Source organism: Aureimonas ureilytica (assembly GCF_001475935.1).
Taxonomy (GTDB): Bacteria; Pseudomonadota; Alphaproteobacteria; order Rhizobiales; family Rhizobiaceae; genus Aureimonas; species Aureimonas ureilytica_A.
The window spans coordinates 1-16,359 of the sequence record NZ_LDQA01000038.1; the positions used below are offsets into that span (position 1 = coordinate 1).

Genomic DNA, 16,359 nt, shown 5'->3' on the forward strand with positions numbered 1-16,359 from the left:
CTCGACCCCGCCATGGCGGGCGACGAGCCGGTGGCCGAGCCCGAGCGCCGAGCGGCCGAGCCGGACCAGCCCGCGCCGCGCGTCACCGACATTCTCGGCCATGAAGGGCTGATCGAGCCCGACGGCGTCGAGCCCCCGGAGGGCTGGGCCGAGCCCGGCGACATCACGCGCGATCCGCTCGACTTTCCGGCCGGGCGCGATCTCCGGCTTCAGGCACTGGCGCGCGGCGACGAGGGTTTTCTTCTGGCGCTCGGCTATTCCACGCAGCGCGGCTATGGACGAACGCACCCGTTCGTCGGCGAAATCCGCATCGGCCTTGTGGAGATCGAGGTGGAGCTTCCCGAACTCGGCTTTCCGATCACGATCGGCCGGGCGCGCGTCACCGAATGCCAGATGGTCGCGCAGTTTTGCGCGCCCGAAGGCGAGGACGCGCGCTTCACGCGCGGCTATGGGCTGGTCTTCGGCCAGAGCGAGCGCAAGGCCATGGCGATGAGCCTCGTGGACCGGGCGCTGCGGGCGGACGAGTTCGGCGAGGAGCGCCGCGCCCCGGCGCAGGACGAGGAATTCGTCCTCGCCCATTGCGACAATGTCGCCTCCACCGGCTTCGTGGAACATCTGAAACTGCCCCATTACGTCGATTTCCAGGCCGAGCTGCACCTGCTCCGCCAGCTGAACGCGGAGCGCGCCGGCGACGCCGAGACGAGCGATGGCGAGAGCACGACCCCGCGCGCGGAGGCCGCCGAATGACCCTCACCCTTCCCGCCATCAATTTCGCCTATCTCGACGAGGCGACGAAGCGGATGATCCGCCGCGCCATTCTCAAGGGCATCGCGATCCCCGGCTATCAGGTGCCCTTCGCCAGCCGCGAAATGCCCATGCCCTATGGCTGGGGCACGGGCGGCGTGCAGGTGACGGCCGCGATCATCGGGCCGGACGACGTGTTGAAGGTGATCGACCAGGGCGCCGACGACACGACCAATGCCGTCTCGATCCGTGCCTTCTTCGAGAGCGTCGCCAAGGTCGCGACGACGACGCGGACGCACGAGGCGACGATCATCCAGACGCGCCACCGCGTTCCCGAAGCGCCGCTGACGGCGGGGCAGGTGCTCGTCTATCAGGTGCCGATCCCCGAGCCCCTGCGCTTTCTGGAGCCGCGCGAGAGCGAGACGCGCACCCTCCACGCGCTGGAGGAATACGGGCTCATGCATGTGAAGCTCTACGAGGATATCGCGCGCCACGGGCATATCGCGACGACCTATGCCTATCCGGTCAAGGTCGAGGGGCGCTATGTCATGGACCCGTCGCCGATCCCGAAATTCGACAATCCGAAGATGCACCGCTCGCCGGCGCTCCAGCTCTTCGGCGCGGGCCGCGAAAAGCGCATCTACGCGCTGCCGCCCTACACGGATGTGCGAAGCCTCGATTTCGAGGATCATCCCTTCGCCATCCAGCGCTTCGAGACCTGCTGCGCGCTTTGCGCGGCGACGGGGGTCTATCTCGACGAGGTCGTGACCGACGACCGGGGCGGGCGCATGTTCGTCTGCTCCGACACCGACCATTGCGAAACGCGCCGCGCGGAGGGCCATGCCGGCCCGCTTCTGGGAAAGGCCCTGTCATGAGCGCGCAGACGCCGCTTCTCACCGTGCGCGATCTCGCCAAGCATTATGGCGGGCGGATCGGCTGTACCGATATTTCGCTCGACCTCTGGCCGGGCGAGGTTCTGGCCATCGTCGGCGAATCCGGCTCGGGCAAGACGACGCTTCTGTCCTGCCTTTCGGCCCGGCTGGAGCCGAGCGCCGGCAGCGTGCGCTACCACATGCGCGATGGCGAGATGCGCAATCTCGCCACCCTCACCGAGGCCGAGCGCCGGCTTCTGATGCGCACCGACTGGGGCTTCGTCCACCAGAACCCGGCCGATGGCTTGCGGATGCGGGTTTCGGCCGGAGCCAATGTCGGCGAGCGCCTGATGGCCGTTGGGCAGCGCCATTACGGACGGCTGCGCGAGGCGGCGGGCGACTGGCTCGCCCGCGTCGAGATCGACGCCGCGCGCATCGACGACCGGCCGAGCGAATTTTCGGGCGGCATGCGCCAGCGGCTCCAGATCGCCCGGAACCTCGTCACCCATCCCCGTCTCGTCTTCATGGACGAGCCGACCGGGGGCTTGGATGTCTCCGTGCAGGCGCGCGTTCTCGATCTCCTGCGCGCGCTGGTGTCCGATCTCGGTCTGTCGGTGATCATCGTGACTCACGATCTCGCCGTCGCTCGCCTCCTGTCCCAGCGCATCATCGTCATGAAAGCCGGGCGCATCGTGGAGGAGGGACTGACGGACCGCGTGCTGGACGACCCGCACCACCCCTATACCCAGCTTCTCGTCGCCTCGATCCCGGAGTCCTGACGATGACCTTTCCATCCCTCAACCCCGACCACCAGCCGCTTCTCGTGGCGGACGGCGTCGCCAAGTCCTTCACCATGCATCTGCGCGGCTCGATCCGCCTGCCCGTGGTGGAGAATGTCGCGTTCGCGCTGCATCCGGGCGAATGCGTCGTGCTCGGCGGCCCCTCCGGCGTCGGCAAGTCGTCCATCCTGCGCATGGTCTATGGCAATTACGCGCTGGATCGCGGCTCCATCCGGGTGCGCGACCCGCAGGACGGCGCGATGCACGATCTCGGCGCGGGCGATCCAAGGTTGGTTCTGGGCCTTCGCGAGCGCGCCATCGCCTATGTCAGCCAGTTCCTGCGGGCCGTGCCCCGCGCTTCGGCGCTGGATGTCGTGGCCGAACCGCTGCGCCGGCGGGGCGTGGCGCGAGAGGAAGCGCAGGAGCGCGCCAGCGCCATGCTGCGCCGCCTGAACCTCTCGCACGACATGTTCGACCTGCCGCCCGCGACCTTTTCGGGCGGCGAGAAGCAGCGCGTGAACATCGCACGCGGCTTCCTGACGGATCATCCGATCCTGCTTCTCGACGAGCCGACCGCCTCGCTCGACGCCGCCAACCGTGATGTCGTGGTCGGCATGATCCGCGAGAAGCTGGACGCCGGCACCGCCATTCTCGGCATTTTCCACGACGAGCCGGTGCGCGCGGCGGTCGCCACCCGCATTCTCGACATTTCCAGCTTCTCGGCCCGGAAGGCTGCCTGATGACCAAGCTCAACGAGCATGTGCCGCTGATCCACCCGACGGCCGAAGTTTCAGACACGGTCTTCGGCCGCTTCACCGAGGTCGAGGCGCGTTCCTATGTCGCCGAAAGCGAACTCGGCGATTATTCCTACGTCATGCAGGATTGCCGCATCTGGCGCGCCCGGATCGGCAAGTTCGCCAATATCGCCGCTGCCGTGCGCATCAACGCCACGAACCACCCAGTGGAGCGCGCGACGCTCCATCACTTCACCTATCGCGCCGGAGACTATTTCGAGGGCGCGGGCGACGAGGCCGAGTTCTTCGAGGCCCGCCGCGCCAGGGAGGTGACGATCGGCCACGACACCTGGATCGGGCACGGCGTCACGATCCTGCCGGGCATCACGATCGGCAATGGCGCGGTGGTCGGCTCGGGCGCGGTGGTGACGCGCAACGTCGATCCCTACTCGATCGTCGGGGGGGTCCCGGCCCGGCTGATCCGCGAGCGCTTCAGCGCCGCTACGGGTAAACGCATGGACGCGCTCGCCTGGTGGGACTGGTCGCACGACAAGCTCTTCGAGGCGCTTGCCGACTTCCGCCGGCTCGGCGCGGAGGCGTTTCTGGACGCCTACGAGATTGTCACCAAACCTTAACCCTGATGTCACCGACAGCCCAAACGGGCGTGACATGCTCCGCCGAAACGAGATGAGGGACGACGCCATGACCGCGATCCGCGTCACTCGACTGTCCAAGCGATTCTGGAACACGCAGGCGCTGAGCGATGTCAGCTTCACCGTCGAAGCCGGCGAGATGGTGGCGCTGATCGGCGCTTCGGGCTCAGGCAAGTCGACGCTGATCCGCCACATCGCCGGGTTGGAGACCGGCGAAGGCGAAGGGAGCGGCATCAGCCTCTTCGGCACACCCGTCCAGGCCGGCGGGCGGATGCTGAAGGGCGCGAAATCCGTGCGCGGCGACGTGTCGGTGATCTTCCAGCAATTCAATCTGGTGCATCGCCTGAGCGTTCTCACCAATGTCCTGATCGGCGCGCTCGGCCGCATCCCGCGCTGGCGCGGCACGCTCGGCCTGTTCGGCGCGCGGGAAAAGGCCAAGGCGCGCGAAGCCCTGGAGCGGGTCGGCATCGGCCATGCCGGGGCCCAGCGCGCCTCGACGCTATCCGGCGGCCAGCAGCAGCGCGCCGCCATCGCGCGCACGCTGGTGCAGGGCGCGCGCATCCTGATCGCGGACGAGCCCATCGCCTCGCTCGACCCCGCCTCGGCCAAACGGGTGATGGACGTGCTCGCCTCGATCAACCGGGACGACAAGATCACGGTTCTCGTGTCGCTGCATCAGGTCGATTACGCCCGGCGCTATTTCCCGCGCACGATCGCCATGCGGGACGGGCGCATCGTCTATGACGGGCCGTCATCAGCGCTGACCAACGAGTTCCTGTCCGAGCTCTACGGCTCGGCCTCGGAAGAACTGCTCCTGCCGGACGCCCCGGCGGCAGCGCCCCCGCGCCGGCCGGAGCCGGTGCGCCATCCCTCGCTCGGAGCCCTCGAGGCCGTCTGAGTTTTTCTGACACCATCGGAGACTGCCATGAACGCAATCCTCAAGGGTCTGGCGGGGCTTCTGCTCGCCTCCGCTTTCGCCGGTTCGGCTCTCGCCGAGACCGTCAATTTCGGCATCATTTCCACGGAATCGCAGCAGAACCTGCGGCCCAAATGGGAGCCGTTCCTCGCCGACATGGCGAAGGAAACCGGGCTCGACATCAAGCCCTTCTTCGCCTCCGACTATGCCGGCGTCATCGAGGGTATGCGCTTCGGCAAGGTGCAGCTCGCCTGGTATGGCAACAAGGCCGCCATGGAGGCCGTGGACCGCGCCAATGGCGAAATCTTCGCCCAGACCGTCCATGCCAACGGCACGCCGGGCTATTGGTCGGTGATCCTCGCGCCGGCCTCGTCCAAGCTGAATTCGCTGGACGACCTCCTCAAATGCGACAAGTCGCTGAACTTCGGCCTGGGCGATCCGAACTCGACCTCGGGCTATCTCGTGCCGATGACCTTCATCTTCTCGGCGCGGGGCATCGACCCCAAGGCCTGTTTCAAGAATGTCACCAACGCCAATCATGAAACCAACGCGATGGGCGTCGCCAACGGCCAGTTGGACGCGGCCGCCAACAACACGGAAAACCTGGAGCTTCTGGAGAAGAACCAGCCTGCCGCCTATGGCAAGGTCAAGGTCATCTGGAAGTCGCCGCTGATCCCGTCCGATCCGCTGGTCTGGGCGAAGGATCTGGCCCCAGAAGCCAAGGACAAGCTGCGCACCTTCATCCTGGACTACGGCACCGATCGCTCCAAGGGCGACAAGGCTCATGAACTCGCGGTTCTGAACGAGCTGCAATGGACCACCTTCCGACCGTCCAACGACGATCAGCTCCTCCCGATCCGCATCATGGAAATGACGAAGTCGATCGCGCAGGCCAAGGGCGACGCCAAGCTGTCGGACGCCGAGAAGGCCGAGAAGATCAAGCCGCTGGAAGAGAAGAAGGCCGCTTACGAGGCCGCGTTCGCCAAGCTTCCGCAGGGCTGATCCATTCCTCGCGCGCCGGGGCGACGTCTCGCCCCGGTGCCTTCCCGTCCTGACAGGTGACGAGACCCCATGACCCAAGTGAACACGATCTCCGAGACCGGCACAGCGACGAGGGCGCAGGGCGCGCGCGGCTCCTTTGGCTCGCTCGCCACGCTGGTGCTGATCGCGGGCGCGCTCGCCTGGAGCTGGGTCCCGGCCGATATGGGCCGCTGGACCTATCTCTTCACCGATGCCGGCAACATGGCCGAATATGGCAGCGCCTTTCTGCATCCCGATTTTTCGGAATGGCAGCTTTATCTCTCCGAAATGATCGTGACCGTGCAGATCGCGATCTGGGGCACGTTTCTGGCCGTTCTCCTGTCGGTGCCCTTCGGCATCCTCTCGGCCGAGAACATGGCCCCCGCCTGGGTCTATCATCCCGCACGCCGCCTGATGGACCTCTTCCGCGCCATTCACGAGGTCGTCTTCGCCGTGCTCTTCGTCGTCGCGGTCGGCCTTGGGCCCTTCGCGGGCGTCATGGCGCTTTTCATTCACACGACCGGCATTCTCGCCAAGCTGTTTTCCGAGGCCGTCGAGGCGATCGACCCGCGCCCGGTGGAGGCGATCCGCACCACCGGGGCCTCGCGGTTGCAACAGGTGATCTATGGCGTGATCCCGCAGGTCCTGCCGCTCTGGATTTCCTTCTCGCTCTATCGGCTGGAGTCCAATGTGCGCTCGGCGACCGTCCTCGGCGTGATCGGGGCGGGCGGCATCGGACAGGTCCTGTTCGAGTCGATCCGGGGCTTCTACTATCCGCAGGCCTCAGCCATGCTGGTCATCATCGTTCTGACGGTGAGTCTCATGGACCTCCTGTCCCAGTTCCTGCGAAAGCGCGTCATCTGATGAGAGCCGCGATCTACTTCACCCCGCCCGCCGACGCGCCCCTCACGCGCCTCGCCGCCGACTGGCTGGGACGGGATGCCTTCGACGGCGCGGCCGCCCGCCCCCTCGACGCCGAGCGCGCGGCGATCGTTGCGGAGCCCGCGCGCTACGGCTTTCACGCCACGATGAAGGCGCCCTTCCGCCTCGCCGACGACGCGACCCTGCCGACGCTGGACGAGGCCTTGGCGAGTTTTTGCGCGGCCCATTCCGCGCCCGCGATCGCGCGCCTCGCTTTGCGGCGCATCGCCCATTTCTTCGCGCTGGTGCCGGACGAAACGGAGCCGGCGCTGGATAAGCTGGCCGGCGAGTGCGTGCGCGGTTTCGAGCGCTTCCGCGCGCCGCTGTCCACCCGCGAATGGGAGCGCCGACGGCCCGAGACGCTCACCACGCGCCAGCGCCGGCATCTGGGAGACTGGGGCTATCCCCATGTGTTCGAGGATTTCCGCTTTCACATGACGCTGACCGGGCGCGTGCCGGACGAGGCGGCAGCGCCCATCGAAGCCACGCTCGCCCGACATTTCGAGTCGGTTCTCGGCCAGCCTCTGCCGGTCGATGGGCTGGCCCTTTTCGTCGAGCCCGAGCCCGGCGGCCCCTTCGTCGTCCATTCCCGCCATCCCTTGCGAAGCCAGCCATGAACGCCCACGCCATGACCACTCAAACCGAACAGGTCTTCACCAACGCCCTCATCGTCCTGCCGGACGAGGTGGTGGAGGGCAGCCTCCTCGTGCGCGAGGGGCGCATCGCCGATATCTCCGCCGGGAAAGTTCGCGGCGGCGTGGACTGCGAGGGCGACCATCTTCTGCCCGGCCTCGTGGAGCTTCACACCGACAATCTCGAAGGCCATTACCTGCCGCGCCCCAAGGTGCGCTGGAACATCCATGCCGCGCTTCAGGCGCATGACGCCGAGGTCGCGGCCTCGGGCATCACCACGGTTTTCGACGCCTTGCGCGTCGGGATGGACGAGGACGCCCAGCTCGGCGGGGCCGACATGCAGCTCATGGCCGATGCGATCGGCGCGGCGAGCGAGCGAGACGACCTGCGCGCCGAGCATTTCCTGCATCTGCGCTGCGAGGTCTCGGCGGAGGACGTGCTCCCCTCGTTCGAGCGGCTCGGCTCGCATCCTCTGGTGCGCCTCGCCTCGCTCATGGACCATGCGCCCGGCCAGCGGCAATTCGTCGATCTCGAAACCTACCGCATCTATTATCAAGGCAAGACGGGCATGTCGGACCCGGTGTTCGAAGCCTTCTGCGCCCGGCGGATCAAGGATTCACAGACCTATTCCGAGCGTCATCGCCGCGCCATCGCCGAGACCTGCCATAAGGCGGGCATCGCCATCGCCTCGCATGACGACGCGACGGCGGCGCATGTGGAGGAAAGCCGCGCGCTCGGCGTCGCGCTCGCCGAATTCCCGACCACGTTGGAAGCCGCGCGCCTGTCGCATGAAAGCGGTCTGGCGGTCTTGATGGGCGCACCCAATGTCGTGCGAGGTGGCTCGCATTCGGGCAATATCTCGGCGGCCGCGCTGGTGGAGCGGGGCCTACTCGACGTTCTCTCCTCCGACTACGTGCCCTTCAGCCTGGTTCAGGCCGTCTTCGTTCTGGCCGAGACGATCGGCCTTTGCGCGGCGGTGCGCATGGTCTCGGCGAACCCCGCCCGCGTCGCCGGCTTTGCCGATCGCGGCGCACTCCTGACGGGCCTTCGCGCCGATCTGGTGCGCGTCCACGCGCCGGAGGGCAAGGTCGCGACGCCGGTCGTGCGCGGGGTCTGGCGCGGGGGCCGTCGTGTCGCCTGATCGCGCACCCCACTCCGCCGGCATCCTGCTCGCCGTTGTCGGCCCGAGCGGGGCCGGCAAGGACACGTTGATCCGTCTGGCGCTGGAGCGGCTGGAGGACGAGCCGCGCCTGTCGCTCGCGCGCCGCGTCATCACCCGCGCCTGCGACGGCGGCTCGGAACTGCATGATACGCTGGACGAGGGCACCTTCGCCCAAGCCGAAGCGGACGGCCATTTCTGCCTGACATGGCGCGCGCATGGCCTGGCCTATGGCCTGCCGCGCTCCGTCGCGGACGAGGTGTCGAACGGGGCGCTCGTGATCGCAAATCTCTCGCGCCGCTCGCTGGAGGCGGCGGCGGACCGCTTCCCCCGGCTGGCGGTGGTGGAGATCACCGCGCCGCGCGAGGTGCTCGTGGCGCGGATCGCCGCGCGCGGGCGCGAAACGCGCGAGGAGATCGAAGCACGCATCGCCCGCTCCGTTCCTGTGGAAGCCGGCGAGGGCGTCTGGCGCTTCGTGCGCATCGACAATTCCGGCCCGGCCGAGAAGGGGGCGAGCCAGCTCGAAACCCATATTCGCTCACTGATCGGTGAATTGGCGGAACGGTCCGACACGCTCCAGCGCGTTTGACCTGAGCAACCACCGAGGCCAGGATATACGACGGTTTCCGGCCGCGATGCCGAGGCTGAACGCCACCGACAGCCAACGCGCTCTTGCGCCGGTCTCAGCCGCCCGGCGTCACGCGCGCCAAGGCGGCGAGGATCGTGCGTTCGGACTGGGCGAGATAGCGCTCCATCGCCTCGCTCGCCTCGCTCATGCGCCCGGCCTCCACATCGGCCAGAATGGCGGCGTTCATCTCGATATAGGGCGCGTGAAGAAGCTCGGGGTCGCGCAGCTGGCCAAAGCACAGGCGCAGCTCGGCGGCGACCTGCGCGTAGAAACCCGACAGTCGTTGGCTGTCGGCAAGATCCACGACGGCGGCGTGAAAGCGCATATTGGCGCTGCCGACCCCTTGCCAATCCTTCTCGGCGCAACAGGCGCGCGCCTCCGCCACCGCCGCGCGCATGCGCGCCACCGCCGGATGGCCGGGATAGGCACCGGCCAACGCACGGCCTTCCAGCATCCGGCGCGCCCGGTAGATGTCGAGGATCGAAGCGGCCGAGGGCACCGACACGAAGACGCCGCGATGAGGCTCGTGCCGCAGAAGCCCGTCCTTGGTGAGAAGGCGGAAGACCTCGCGCAGCGTGTTGCGCGAGACGTCGAAGCTCGCCGCTAGCGCAGTCTCGGACAAGCGCTCGCCCGGCTTCAACTCGCCCGCGATGATGCGGTCGCGCAAGCCTTCTGCGACCCGCGCGATCAGCGAGGTCGTGTTGCTCGCAACGGCGCTCAACGCGGCAGGCCGCGCCTGCGGGTCCAAAAGGCGTTCCTGATCTCGCGCGTCGGCATCGCCGTTCCTTCGCCCTGCCTCTCCCATCGTCGGCGGACCATCCGCCAAGCAAGGGCCGACATCAAGCCCACCGCCGGAGCGGCCAAGCGGATGGATCGCGAAATGCACAGGAGAGGGGCACGAGCCCGATCAATCATCGAGCGCGATGCTCAACAGCTGCACAGATTGCAGCACAGGATTGCAAAAATCGTTGAACAATCTTGACGTCATCGTTCTGCTAAACGACAGTTCTCCCCAATTCCGCCTCAATCACACGGCGCGGGCCGCTGTCACGGGAGCCAAGACGCATGAATCCAGTCCCTTCGCCTCGACCCGACGTGCCGCCCGCCTCATCGACCTTCGGGCGCGGCAACGAGTCCAAGCGCTTCGCGCTGATCTCGGCGGTGTTCCTGATGGCGACGGCCGCCAGCGGTCCCGGCTTCATCACTCAGACGGCGACCTTCACCCAGACCATGGGCGCGGCCTTCGCCTTCGGCATCCTGGCCTCGGTGATCATCGACTACATCGTCCAGATCAACATCTGGCGGATCGTCGCCGCCACGCGGATGCGCGCCTCCGACATCGCCAACGCGGCGATCCCGGGCTCGGGCTATCTTCTGGCCTTCCTCGTCATCCTCGGCGGCCTGTTCTTCAACATCGCCAATGTCGCGGGCGCGGGTCTCGGCCTCAACGCACTGGTGGGCCTCGATCCGAAGATCGGCGGCGCGCTGTCGGCGCTGCTCGCCATCGGCATCTTCCTGAACAAGCGGGCCGGCGGCGTGATGGACCGCACGATGATCGCGCTCGGCGTCATCAAGATCGCGCTGATCCTCTTCGTCGCCTATTCCGCCAGCCCGCCGGTGGGCGAGGCGCTGCGCCAAACCGTCTGGCCCGATGTGATCGACTTCCCGACCATCACCACGATCGTCGGCGGCACGGTCGGCGGCTATCTCACCTATGCCGGCGCGCACCGCCTGCTCGACAAGGGGCTGGTCGGCAAGGAAAACATCCCCTCCGTCACCAAGGCCGCGCTGAACGGCATCACGGTGACGGGGATCATGCGCTTCATCCTGTTCCTCGGCATTCTCGGCGTCGTGTCCTCGGGCGTCACGCTCGACCTGTCGGGCCGCACCGCCAACCCCGCCGCCCAGGCCTTCGGCCACGCGGTCGGCGAATTCGGCTTCCGCGTCTTCGGCCTGATCTTCTGGGCCGCCGGCATGAGCTCGATCATCGGCGCGGCCTATACGTCGATTTCCTTCATGACCGCCTTCAAGCCGGGCATGAGCGACCGCGCGCGCTCCTGGGCCACGGTCGTCTTCATCTCCGTGTCGCTCACCGTGTTCCTCGCCATCGGCACGACGCCCGCCGCCCTCCTCGTCTTCGTCGGCGGCTTCAACGGACTTGTCCTGCCCATCGGTTTGACCATCATCCTCTACGCCGCCTGGGCACGGCGCGATCTGATGGGCGATTACCGTCATCCTGTCTGGCTCTTCGGTCTCGGCGTCGCCACGGCCGCACTGACCTGGTGGATGGGCTATCGCTCCATCGGCCCGATCTTCGCCTTCCTCAGCCGCTGATCCGCAAAAGGAGTCCTCCATGTCCGCCATCGACCTCAACAGCGATCTCGGCGAGGGCTACGGAGCCTGGGCCATGGGCGACGATGCCGCCATGCTCTCCATCGTCTCCAGCGCCAACATCGCCTGCGGCTTCCACGCGGGCGACCCGGCGGGCTTGCTGCGCAGTTTGCGCGAGGCGGCGGCGCGAGGCGTCTCGGTCGGCGCTCACGTCTCCTATCCCGATCGCGTCGGCTTCGGCCGGCGCGACATGGACGTGGCCCATGACGAGTTGGTGGCCGATGTCGTCTACCAGATCGGCGCGCTTCAGGGTCTCGCCCGCGCGGCGGGCACGAGCGTCACCTACGTCAAGCCGCATGGCGCGCTCTACAATCGCATCGCGGGCGACGCCCGGCAGGGCCGCGCGGTGATCGAGGGCATCCAGCTGGCCGACCCGTCGCTGGTGCTGATGGGCCTTGCCGGCGCGCCAATCCTGGCGCAGGCCGAAGCGGCCGGGCTCGCCACCGTCGCCGAAGCCTTTGCCGACCGCGCCTATACGCCGGAAGGCACGCTCGTGTCGCGGCGTGAGACTGGCGCGGTGATCCACGACCCCGCACTTGTCGCGTCCCGCATGGTGCAACTGGCGAGAGACGGCACGCTCACCGCCATCGACGGCTCCACGATCCGCCTGGAAGCGCGCTCGATCTGCGTTCACGGCGACAGCCCCGGCGCGGTGGCCATCGCGCGCGCGGTGCGCGAGGCCTTCGAGCGGGAGGGCATCACTATTAAGAGCTTCACGGATCACGCGGCATGAGCGCGCTCGCCACCGCAGCCCAGATCGACAGCGCGCGGGACGCCCGTCTTCGCTACCGCGCCGGCCATGTCGCGCCGACGGCGGGCGTCGCGCCCGGCCTGACGCAGGCCAACATGATCGTGCTGCCGCGCGACTGGGCCTTCGACTTCCTGCTCTATGCCCAGCGCAATCCGAAAGCCTGCCCGGTGCTGGATGTGACGGATGCCGGGTCCGTTTCGACGGTGCTGGCACCGGGTGCGGACCTGCGCACCGACCTGCCGCTCTATCGCATCTGGCGCGACGGCCAGCTGGCCGAGGAGGTGTCCGATGCCAGCGCCGCCTGGGCCGAGCATTCCGATCTCGTCGCCTTTCTGATCGGCTGTTCCTTCACCTTCGAGACGCCGCTGCTCAAAGCCGGGATTGAGGTCAGGCACATCACCGATGGCACCAATGTGCCGATGTATCTGACCGACCAGCCCTGCCGTCCGGCCGGGCGGCTCAGGGGCCATCTCGTCGTCTCCATGCGCCCGATCGCGCCCGAGCGCGTGGCCGATGCCGCGATGATCTCGGGGCGTTTTCCGGCCGTGCACGGCTCGCCCGTCCATATCGGCGCGCCCGAGCGGCTTGGCATCCGCGACCTCGCCAAGCCCGATTTCGGCGATGCCGTGCGCATCGAGCCCGGCGAAGTGCCGGTCTTCTGGGCCTGCGGCGTGACCCCGCAGGCGGCCGTCATGGCGTCCGGCGTGCCCTTCGCCATCACCCATTCGCCGGGGCACATGTTCGTGACCGACATTCCCGACGCCGCCTATCACGTCTGAGGTTCCGCCATGCGTATCCTGCCGGTCAGTCTGCGGACCCTTCTGGTCGAACTCGCGGACTTGAACGAAACGCTCGCCCTCTTCGCCTCGCTCCAGGCCGAGCCTGTCGCGGGCGTGGAGGAGGTCATTCCCGCCGCGCGCACGCTGATGATCCGCTTCGAGCGGGATCTCATCTCCGCCGAGAGGCTGGCCGCTCATCTGGCCGAGCGCGACCTGTCCCGCCCGCCGGAGCGACAGGGCGCGCTGGTCGAAGTGCCGACGCTGTATGACGGCGAGGATCTGGAAGAGGTCGCGCGCCTCACCGGCCTCGACGTCGAAGAGGTGATCCAGCGCCACGCGGCGTCCGAGTTCACCGTCGCCTTTTCCGGCTTCGCGCCGGGCTTCGGCTATCTCGTGGGCGGCGACCCCGCGCTGCACGTGCCGCGCCGGCAGAGCCCGCGCACGCGCATTCCGGCGGGCTCGGTGGCGCTGGCCGGCGCCTTCAGCGGCGTCTATCCGCAGACGAGCCCCGGCGGCTGGCAGCTGATCGGCACGACGCCGGTGCCCATGTGGGACATCCAGCGCACGCCGCCCGCTTTCTTCCAGCCGGGAGACCGCGTACGCTTCGTGCCGATCGACGCCACTGAAGCCGCGCGCCTGAAGGGCGACATCGAAGCGCGGGCCACGCGGGCCCCGGAGCCCGACACCGCGCCCGGCGGGCTTCTCGTTCAGGCCGCGCCCATGCCAGCCTTGTTTCAGGATCGCGGACGTTTCGGCGAAACGGGGCAGGGCGTCTCGGCGTCGGGTGCGCTGGATGCAGGCGCCATGCGCTTGGCCAACCGGCTTGTCGGCAATCGAAGCGACGCGCCGGTTCTCGAGATCACCGGCGGCGGCTTTCGGGTGGAAGCGCGCGAGGCAGCCGTGGTCGCGCTTGCCGGCGCGCCCGCGCCCTTGACGCTCACCGACGCATCCGGCCGTTCGCTCGCAGCAGAGACCGGGCAGGCGCTCGCGCTGGAGCCGGGCGACCACCTCACCCTCGGCGCACCCCGGCAGGGGATGCGGATCTATCTCGCGCTGCGCGGCGGCTTCGCGGTCGAGCCCGTGCTCGGCAGCGCCAGCACGGACACGCTCGCCCATGTCGGCCCGCCCGCTGTCACGACGGGCCATGTCCTGCGCGCCGATCCGGCCGCAGGTGCCATCATCGGCGCGGTGCAGCCCGCCGAGGAACTGCCCTTCCGCTGCCCCGCGCCCGGCGAGATCGTGACGCTCGACGTCGTGATGGGGCCGCGCACGAATTGGTTTACCGACGAGGCGATCCGCCTGTTCGAAACGCAGGTCTATGAGGTGACGCCCCAGTCGAGCCGCGTCGGCATCCGGCTGGAAGGGGCCGAGCCTCTCGCCAAGCGCGATCAGGCCGAACTGCCGAGCGAGGGTACGGCGACGGGGGCGATCCAGGTGCCCCATAGCGGCCAGCCGGTGCTGTTCCTTGCCGACCATCCGCTCACCGGCGGCTATCCGGTGATCGCGACCATCGCCGAATATCATCTCGATCTCGCGGGCCAGATTCCGATCCGCGCCCGCATCCGTTTCCGTCCGATCCGCCCCTTTGCCGAGATCGCGCCCTCCGATCGACAGGACACACCATGAAGAAAGTCCTCATCGCCAATCGCGGCGAAATCGCCCTTCGCATCGTGCGCGCCTGCCGCGACGCGGGGCTCGGCTCCGTCGCCGTCTATGCCGACACCGATGCCGACGCGCCTTTCGTGCGCGCGGCCGACGAGGCCTATGCGCTGTCGGGCGACAAGCCGTCCGACACCTATCTCGACGGGGCCAAGCTGGTTTCGATCGCCCTTCAGGCCGGGGCCGACGCCGTGCATCCGGGCTATGGCTTCCTGTCCGAACGGGCCGATTTCGCCCGCGCGGTGATCGAGGCCGGCCTGATCTGGATCGGGCCGGACCCGGAGGTCATCGAGGCGCTGGGCGACAAGGTCGAGGCGCGGCGCATCGCGGCCGAAGTCGGTGCGCCTCTGGTCGCGGGCAGCGACGGGCCGGTCGGCTCGGCCGAGGAGGTCGTCGCCTTCGCGCGCGAGCACGGTCTGCCCATCGCCATCAAGGCCGCCTTCGGCGGCGGCGGGCGCGGGCTGAAGGTCGCCTGGGTCCTGGAGGAGGTCTCCGAACTCTATCATTCGGCCGTGCGCGAGGCGATCAGCGCCTTCGGCCGAGGCGAGTGCTATGTCGAGCGCTTCATCGACCGGCCGCGCCATGTCGAGGCGCAGGTTCTGGCCGATCGGCACGGCCATGTCGCCGTGCTGGGCACGCGCGACTGCTCGCTCCAGCGTCGCAACCAGAAGCTGGTCGAGGAAGCGCCCGCGCCCTTCCTGACCGACGAACAGCGCGCGCGCATCCACGAGGCGGCGCGCGCCATCTGCGCCCATGCCGGCTATACGGGCGCGGGCACGGTGGAATTCTTGCTCGGGCGTGACGGGATCATCTCCTTTCTGGAGGTCAACACGCGGCTTCAGGTCGAGCATCCCGTGACCGAGGAAACCACCGGCATCGATCTCGTGCGCGAGCAGTTTCGCATCGCGGACGGCCTGCCGCTCTCCTTCTCCGAAGTGCCCGCTCCGCGCGGCCATTCGATCGAGTTCCGCATCAATGCCGAAGACCCGGCCAAGGGCTTCCTGCCGACGCCCGGCGAGGTCACGCGTTTCGACCCGCCGTCTGGGCCCGGCATCCGGCTGGACAGCGGCGTCGTTTCGGGTTCCCGCGTTCATCCCGCCTTCGATTCCATGCTGGCGAAGCTGATCGTGACGGGCGCGACGCGCGAGGAGGCGCTGGCCCGCGCCCGCCGCGCCCTTTCGGAATTTCAAATCGAAGGCGTTTCCACCGTTCTGCCCTTCCACCGCGCGGCTCTGGACGCGCCGGACTTCACTGCCGAGAACGGGTTCAACGTCCACACGCGCTGGATCGAGACCGATTTTGCCGAAACCCTTGCCGCGCAGACTCGGCCAGAGCCGCTGGCGGGCGAGGCCATGCTACGCCTCTTCGTGGAGATCGACGGCAAGCGCGTGTCGCTGGGCCTGCCGGCAAGCTTCGCGAGAGGGCTCGGCGGCCTGTCCGCGCCAGCGGGCACGAGCGGGGCAGCCGCCCCCATCAGCGATCGGAACGGCGTGACCGCGCCGGTCGCCGGCACGCTGCAAGCCTGGCGCTACGCCGATGGCGACGCGGTGGAGGCGGGCGCGCTGCTCGTGTCCATGGAGGCGATGAAGATGGAAACCGCCGTTCATGCCCCGACCTCCGGCCGCCTGCGCATCCTGGCGCAGGCGGGCTATCAGGACGCCGGTGCTTTGATCGCCCGCATCGAAACCACACTTTGAAGGCGTGCGCGCGGGCTCGTTTT

The 16,359-nt window shown here is 68.1% G+C and carries 17 protein-coding genes; 16 read left to right on the forward strand and 1 reads right to left on the reverse strand.

From position 1 onward, the window contains the following. From NS365_RS15325 to phnN, 11 genes are all read left to right on the forward strand, one after another. The coding region (locus NS365_RS15325; protein ID WP_058601172.1) for a carbon-phosphorus lyase complex subunit PhnI at window positions 1-747 on the forward strand (747 nt) is incomplete at its 5' end. Further along, a complete protein-coding gene (locus NS365_RS15330) occupies window positions 744-1,619 on the forward strand; it encodes an alpha-D-ribose 1-methylphosphonate 5-phosphate C-P-lyase PhnJ (RefSeq protein WP_058601173.1) in 876 nt (291 codons plus the stop codon). The genes NS365_RS15325 and NS365_RS15330, both read left to right, overlap by 4 nt. Further along, window positions 1,616-2,395: a phosphonate C-P lyase system protein PhnK gene (gene phnK, locus NS365_RS15335; RefSeq protein ID WP_058601174.1), complete on the forward strand. Its 780-nt coding sequence runs from the start codon at window positions 1,616-1,618 to the stop codon at window positions 2,393-2,395. The genes NS365_RS15330 and phnK overlap by 4 nt, the downstream gene beginning before the upstream one ends. Before the next feature lie 2 nt (window positions 2,396-2,397). After that, the gene (gene phnL, locus NS365_RS15340; protein WP_058601175.1) at window positions 2,398-3,135 is read left to right on the forward strand and encodes a phosphonate C-P lyase system protein PhnL; all 738 of its coding nucleotides are present in this window, start codon (window positions 2,398-2,400) and stop codon (window positions 3,133-3,135) included. Further along, entirely contained in the window at window positions 3,135-3,764 is a 630-nt protein-coding gene (locus NS365_RS15345) for a DapH/DapD/GlmU-related protein (protein ID WP_058601176.1), read from the forward strand. The genes phnL and NS365_RS15345 overlap by 1 nt, the downstream gene beginning before the upstream one ends. Before the next feature lie 67 nt (window positions 3,765-3,831). Next, window positions 3,832-4,680 carry a phosphonate ABC transporter ATP-binding protein gene (gene phnC, locus NS365_RS15350; protein ID WP_244498459.1) on the forward strand — a complete coding sequence of 283 codons (849 nt, stop codon included), beginning with the start codon at window positions 3,832-3,834 and terminating at the stop codon, window positions 4,678-4,680. 27 nt (window positions 4,681-4,707) lie between these two features. Next, complete coding sequence (phnD, locus tag NS365_RS15355) at window positions 4,708-5,700, forward strand: phosphonate ABC transporter substrate-binding protein (protein WP_058601177.1); 993 nt, start codon at window positions 4,708-4,710, stop codon at window positions 5,698-5,700. Window positions 5,701-5,769: 69 nt separating this feature from the next. Then, window positions 5,770-6,582, forward strand: a complete 813-nt coding sequence (gene phnE, locus NS365_RS15360) for a phosphonate ABC transporter, permease protein PhnE (protein ID WP_193753457.1) — start codon at window positions 5,770-5,772, stop codon at window positions 6,580-6,582. Beyond that, window positions 6,582-7,256, forward strand: a complete 675-nt coding sequence (locus tag NS365_RS15365) for a DUF1045 domain-containing protein (protein ID WP_058601178.1) — start codon at window positions 6,582-6,584, stop codon at window positions 7,254-7,256. Before phnE ends, NS365_RS15365 begins: the two co-directional genes overlap by 1 nt. Before the next feature lie 11 nt (window positions 7,257-7,267). Further along, window positions 7,268-8,413 carry an alpha-D-ribose 1-methylphosphonate 5-triphosphate diphosphatase gene (locus tag NS365_RS15370; RefSeq protein WP_244498460.1) on the forward strand — a complete coding sequence of 382 codons (1,146 nt, stop codon included), beginning with the start codon at window positions 7,268-7,270 and terminating at the stop codon, window positions 8,411-8,413. After that, window positions 8,403-9,020, forward strand: a complete 618-nt coding sequence (gene phnN, locus NS365_RS15375) for a phosphonate metabolism protein/1,5-bisphosphokinase (PRPP-forming) PhnN (protein ID WP_058601180.1) — start codon at window positions 8,403-8,405, stop codon at window positions 9,018-9,020. Before NS365_RS15370 ends, phnN begins: the two co-directional genes overlap by 11 nt. 94 nt (window positions 9,021-9,114) lie before the next feature. Here phnN and NS365_RS15380 read toward each other — a convergent pair whose 3' ends face one another. Then, entirely contained in the window at window positions 9,115-9,780 is a 666-nt protein-coding gene (locus NS365_RS15380; RefSeq protein ID WP_058601254.1) for a GntR family transcriptional regulator, read from the reverse strand. A 344-nt stretch (window positions 9,781-10,124) separates the two neighbouring features. Between NS365_RS15380 and NS365_RS15385 the strand changes: the two genes are divergently transcribed. The 5 genes from NS365_RS15385 to NS365_RS15405 are packed head-to-tail and all read left to right on the forward strand — an operon-like array spanning window position 10,125 to window position 16,336. Further along, window positions 10,125-11,393 (forward strand): NRAMP family divalent metal transporter, encoded by a 1,269-nt coding sequence (locus NS365_RS15385; protein WP_244498461.1) that lies wholly within the window; start codon window positions 10,125-10,127, stop codon window positions 11,391-11,393. Window positions 11,394-11,412: 19 nt separating this feature from the next. Further along, window positions 11,413-12,183 (forward strand): LamB/YcsF family protein, encoded by a 771-nt coding sequence (locus NS365_RS15390; protein ID WP_058601182.1) that lies wholly within the window; start codon window positions 11,413-11,415, stop codon window positions 12,181-12,183. Next, window positions 12,180-12,980, forward strand: a complete 801-nt coding sequence (locus tag NS365_RS15395) for a putative hydro-lyase (protein ID WP_058601183.1) — start codon at window positions 12,180-12,182, stop codon at window positions 12,978-12,980. Before NS365_RS15390 ends, NS365_RS15395 begins: the two co-directional genes overlap by 4 nt. Window positions 12,981-12,989: 9 nt before the next feature. Beyond that, window positions 12,990-14,606 carry a carboxyltransferase domain-containing protein gene (locus NS365_RS15400; protein ID WP_058601184.1) on the forward strand — a complete coding sequence of 539 codons (1,617 nt, stop codon included), beginning with the start codon at window positions 12,990-12,992 and terminating at the stop codon, window positions 14,604-14,606. Then, the gene (locus NS365_RS15405) at window positions 14,603-16,336 is read left to right on the forward strand and encodes an acetyl/propionyl/methylcrotonyl-CoA carboxylase subunit alpha (RefSeq protein WP_058601185.1); all 1,734 of its coding nucleotides are present in this window, start codon (window positions 14,603-14,605) and stop codon (window positions 16,334-16,336) included. Before NS365_RS15400 ends, NS365_RS15405 begins: the two co-directional genes overlap by 4 nt. The last annotated feature ends 23 nt before the right edge of the window (window positions 16,337-16,359 follow it).

What these genes read in the sequence shown, in the direction of transcription:
- NS365_RS15405 (WP_058601185.1), top strand. Translation starts at nt 14,603, where the DNA reads ATGAAGAAAGTCCTCATCGCCAATCGCGGCGAAATCGCCCTTCGCATC.
- phnE (WP_193753457.1), top strand. Translation starts at nt 5,770, where the DNA reads ATGACCCAAGTGAACACGATCTCCGAGACCGGCACAGCGACGAGGGCG.
- phnL (WP_058601175.1), top strand. Translation starts at nt 2,398, where the DNA reads ATGACCTTTCCATCCCTCAACCCCGACCACCAGCCGCTTCTCGTGGCG.
- NS365_RS15385 (WP_244498461.1), top strand. Translation starts at nt 10,125, where the DNA reads ATGAATCCAGTCCCTTCGCCTCGACCCGACGTGCCGCCCGCCTCATCG.
- NS365_RS15370 (WP_244498460.1), top strand. Translation starts at nt 7,268, where the DNA reads ATGACCACTCAAACCGAACAGGTCTTCACCAACGCCCTCATCGTCCTG.
- phnD (WP_058601177.1), top strand. Translation starts at nt 4,708, where the DNA reads ATGAACGCAATCCTCAAGGGTCTGGCGGGGCTTCTGCTCGCCTCCGCT.
- NS365_RS15395 (WP_058601183.1), top strand. Translation starts at nt 12,180, where the DNA reads ATGAGCGCGCTCGCCACCGCAGCCCAGATCGACAGCGCGCGGGACGCC.
- phnC (WP_244498459.1), top strand. Translation starts at nt 3,832, where the DNA reads ATGACCGCGATCCGCGTCACTCGACTGTCCAAGCGATTCTGGAACACG.
- NS365_RS15330 (WP_058601173.1), top strand. Translation starts at nt 744, where the DNA reads ATGACCCTCACCCTTCCCGCCATCAATTTCGCCTATCTCGACGAGGCG.
- phnK (WP_058601174.1), top strand. Translation starts at nt 1,616, where the DNA reads ATGAGCGCGCAGACGCCGCTTCTCACCGTGCGCGATCTCGCCAAGCAT.
- NS365_RS15365 (WP_058601178.1), top strand. Translation starts at nt 6,582, where the DNA reads ATGAGAGCCGCGATCTACTTCACCCCGCCCGCCGACGCGCCCCTCACG.
- NS365_RS15390 (WP_058601182.1), top strand. Translation starts at nt 11,413, where the DNA reads ATGTCCGCCATCGACCTCAACAGCGATCTCGGCGAGGGCTACGGAGCC.
- NS365_RS15345 (WP_058601176.1), top strand. Translation starts at nt 3,135, where the DNA reads ATGACCAAGCTCAACGAGCATGTGCCGCTGATCCACCCGACGGCCGAA.
- NS365_RS15400 (WP_058601184.1), top strand. Translation starts at nt 12,990, where the DNA reads ATGCGTATCCTGCCGGTCAGTCTGCGGACCCTTCTGGTCGAACTCGCG.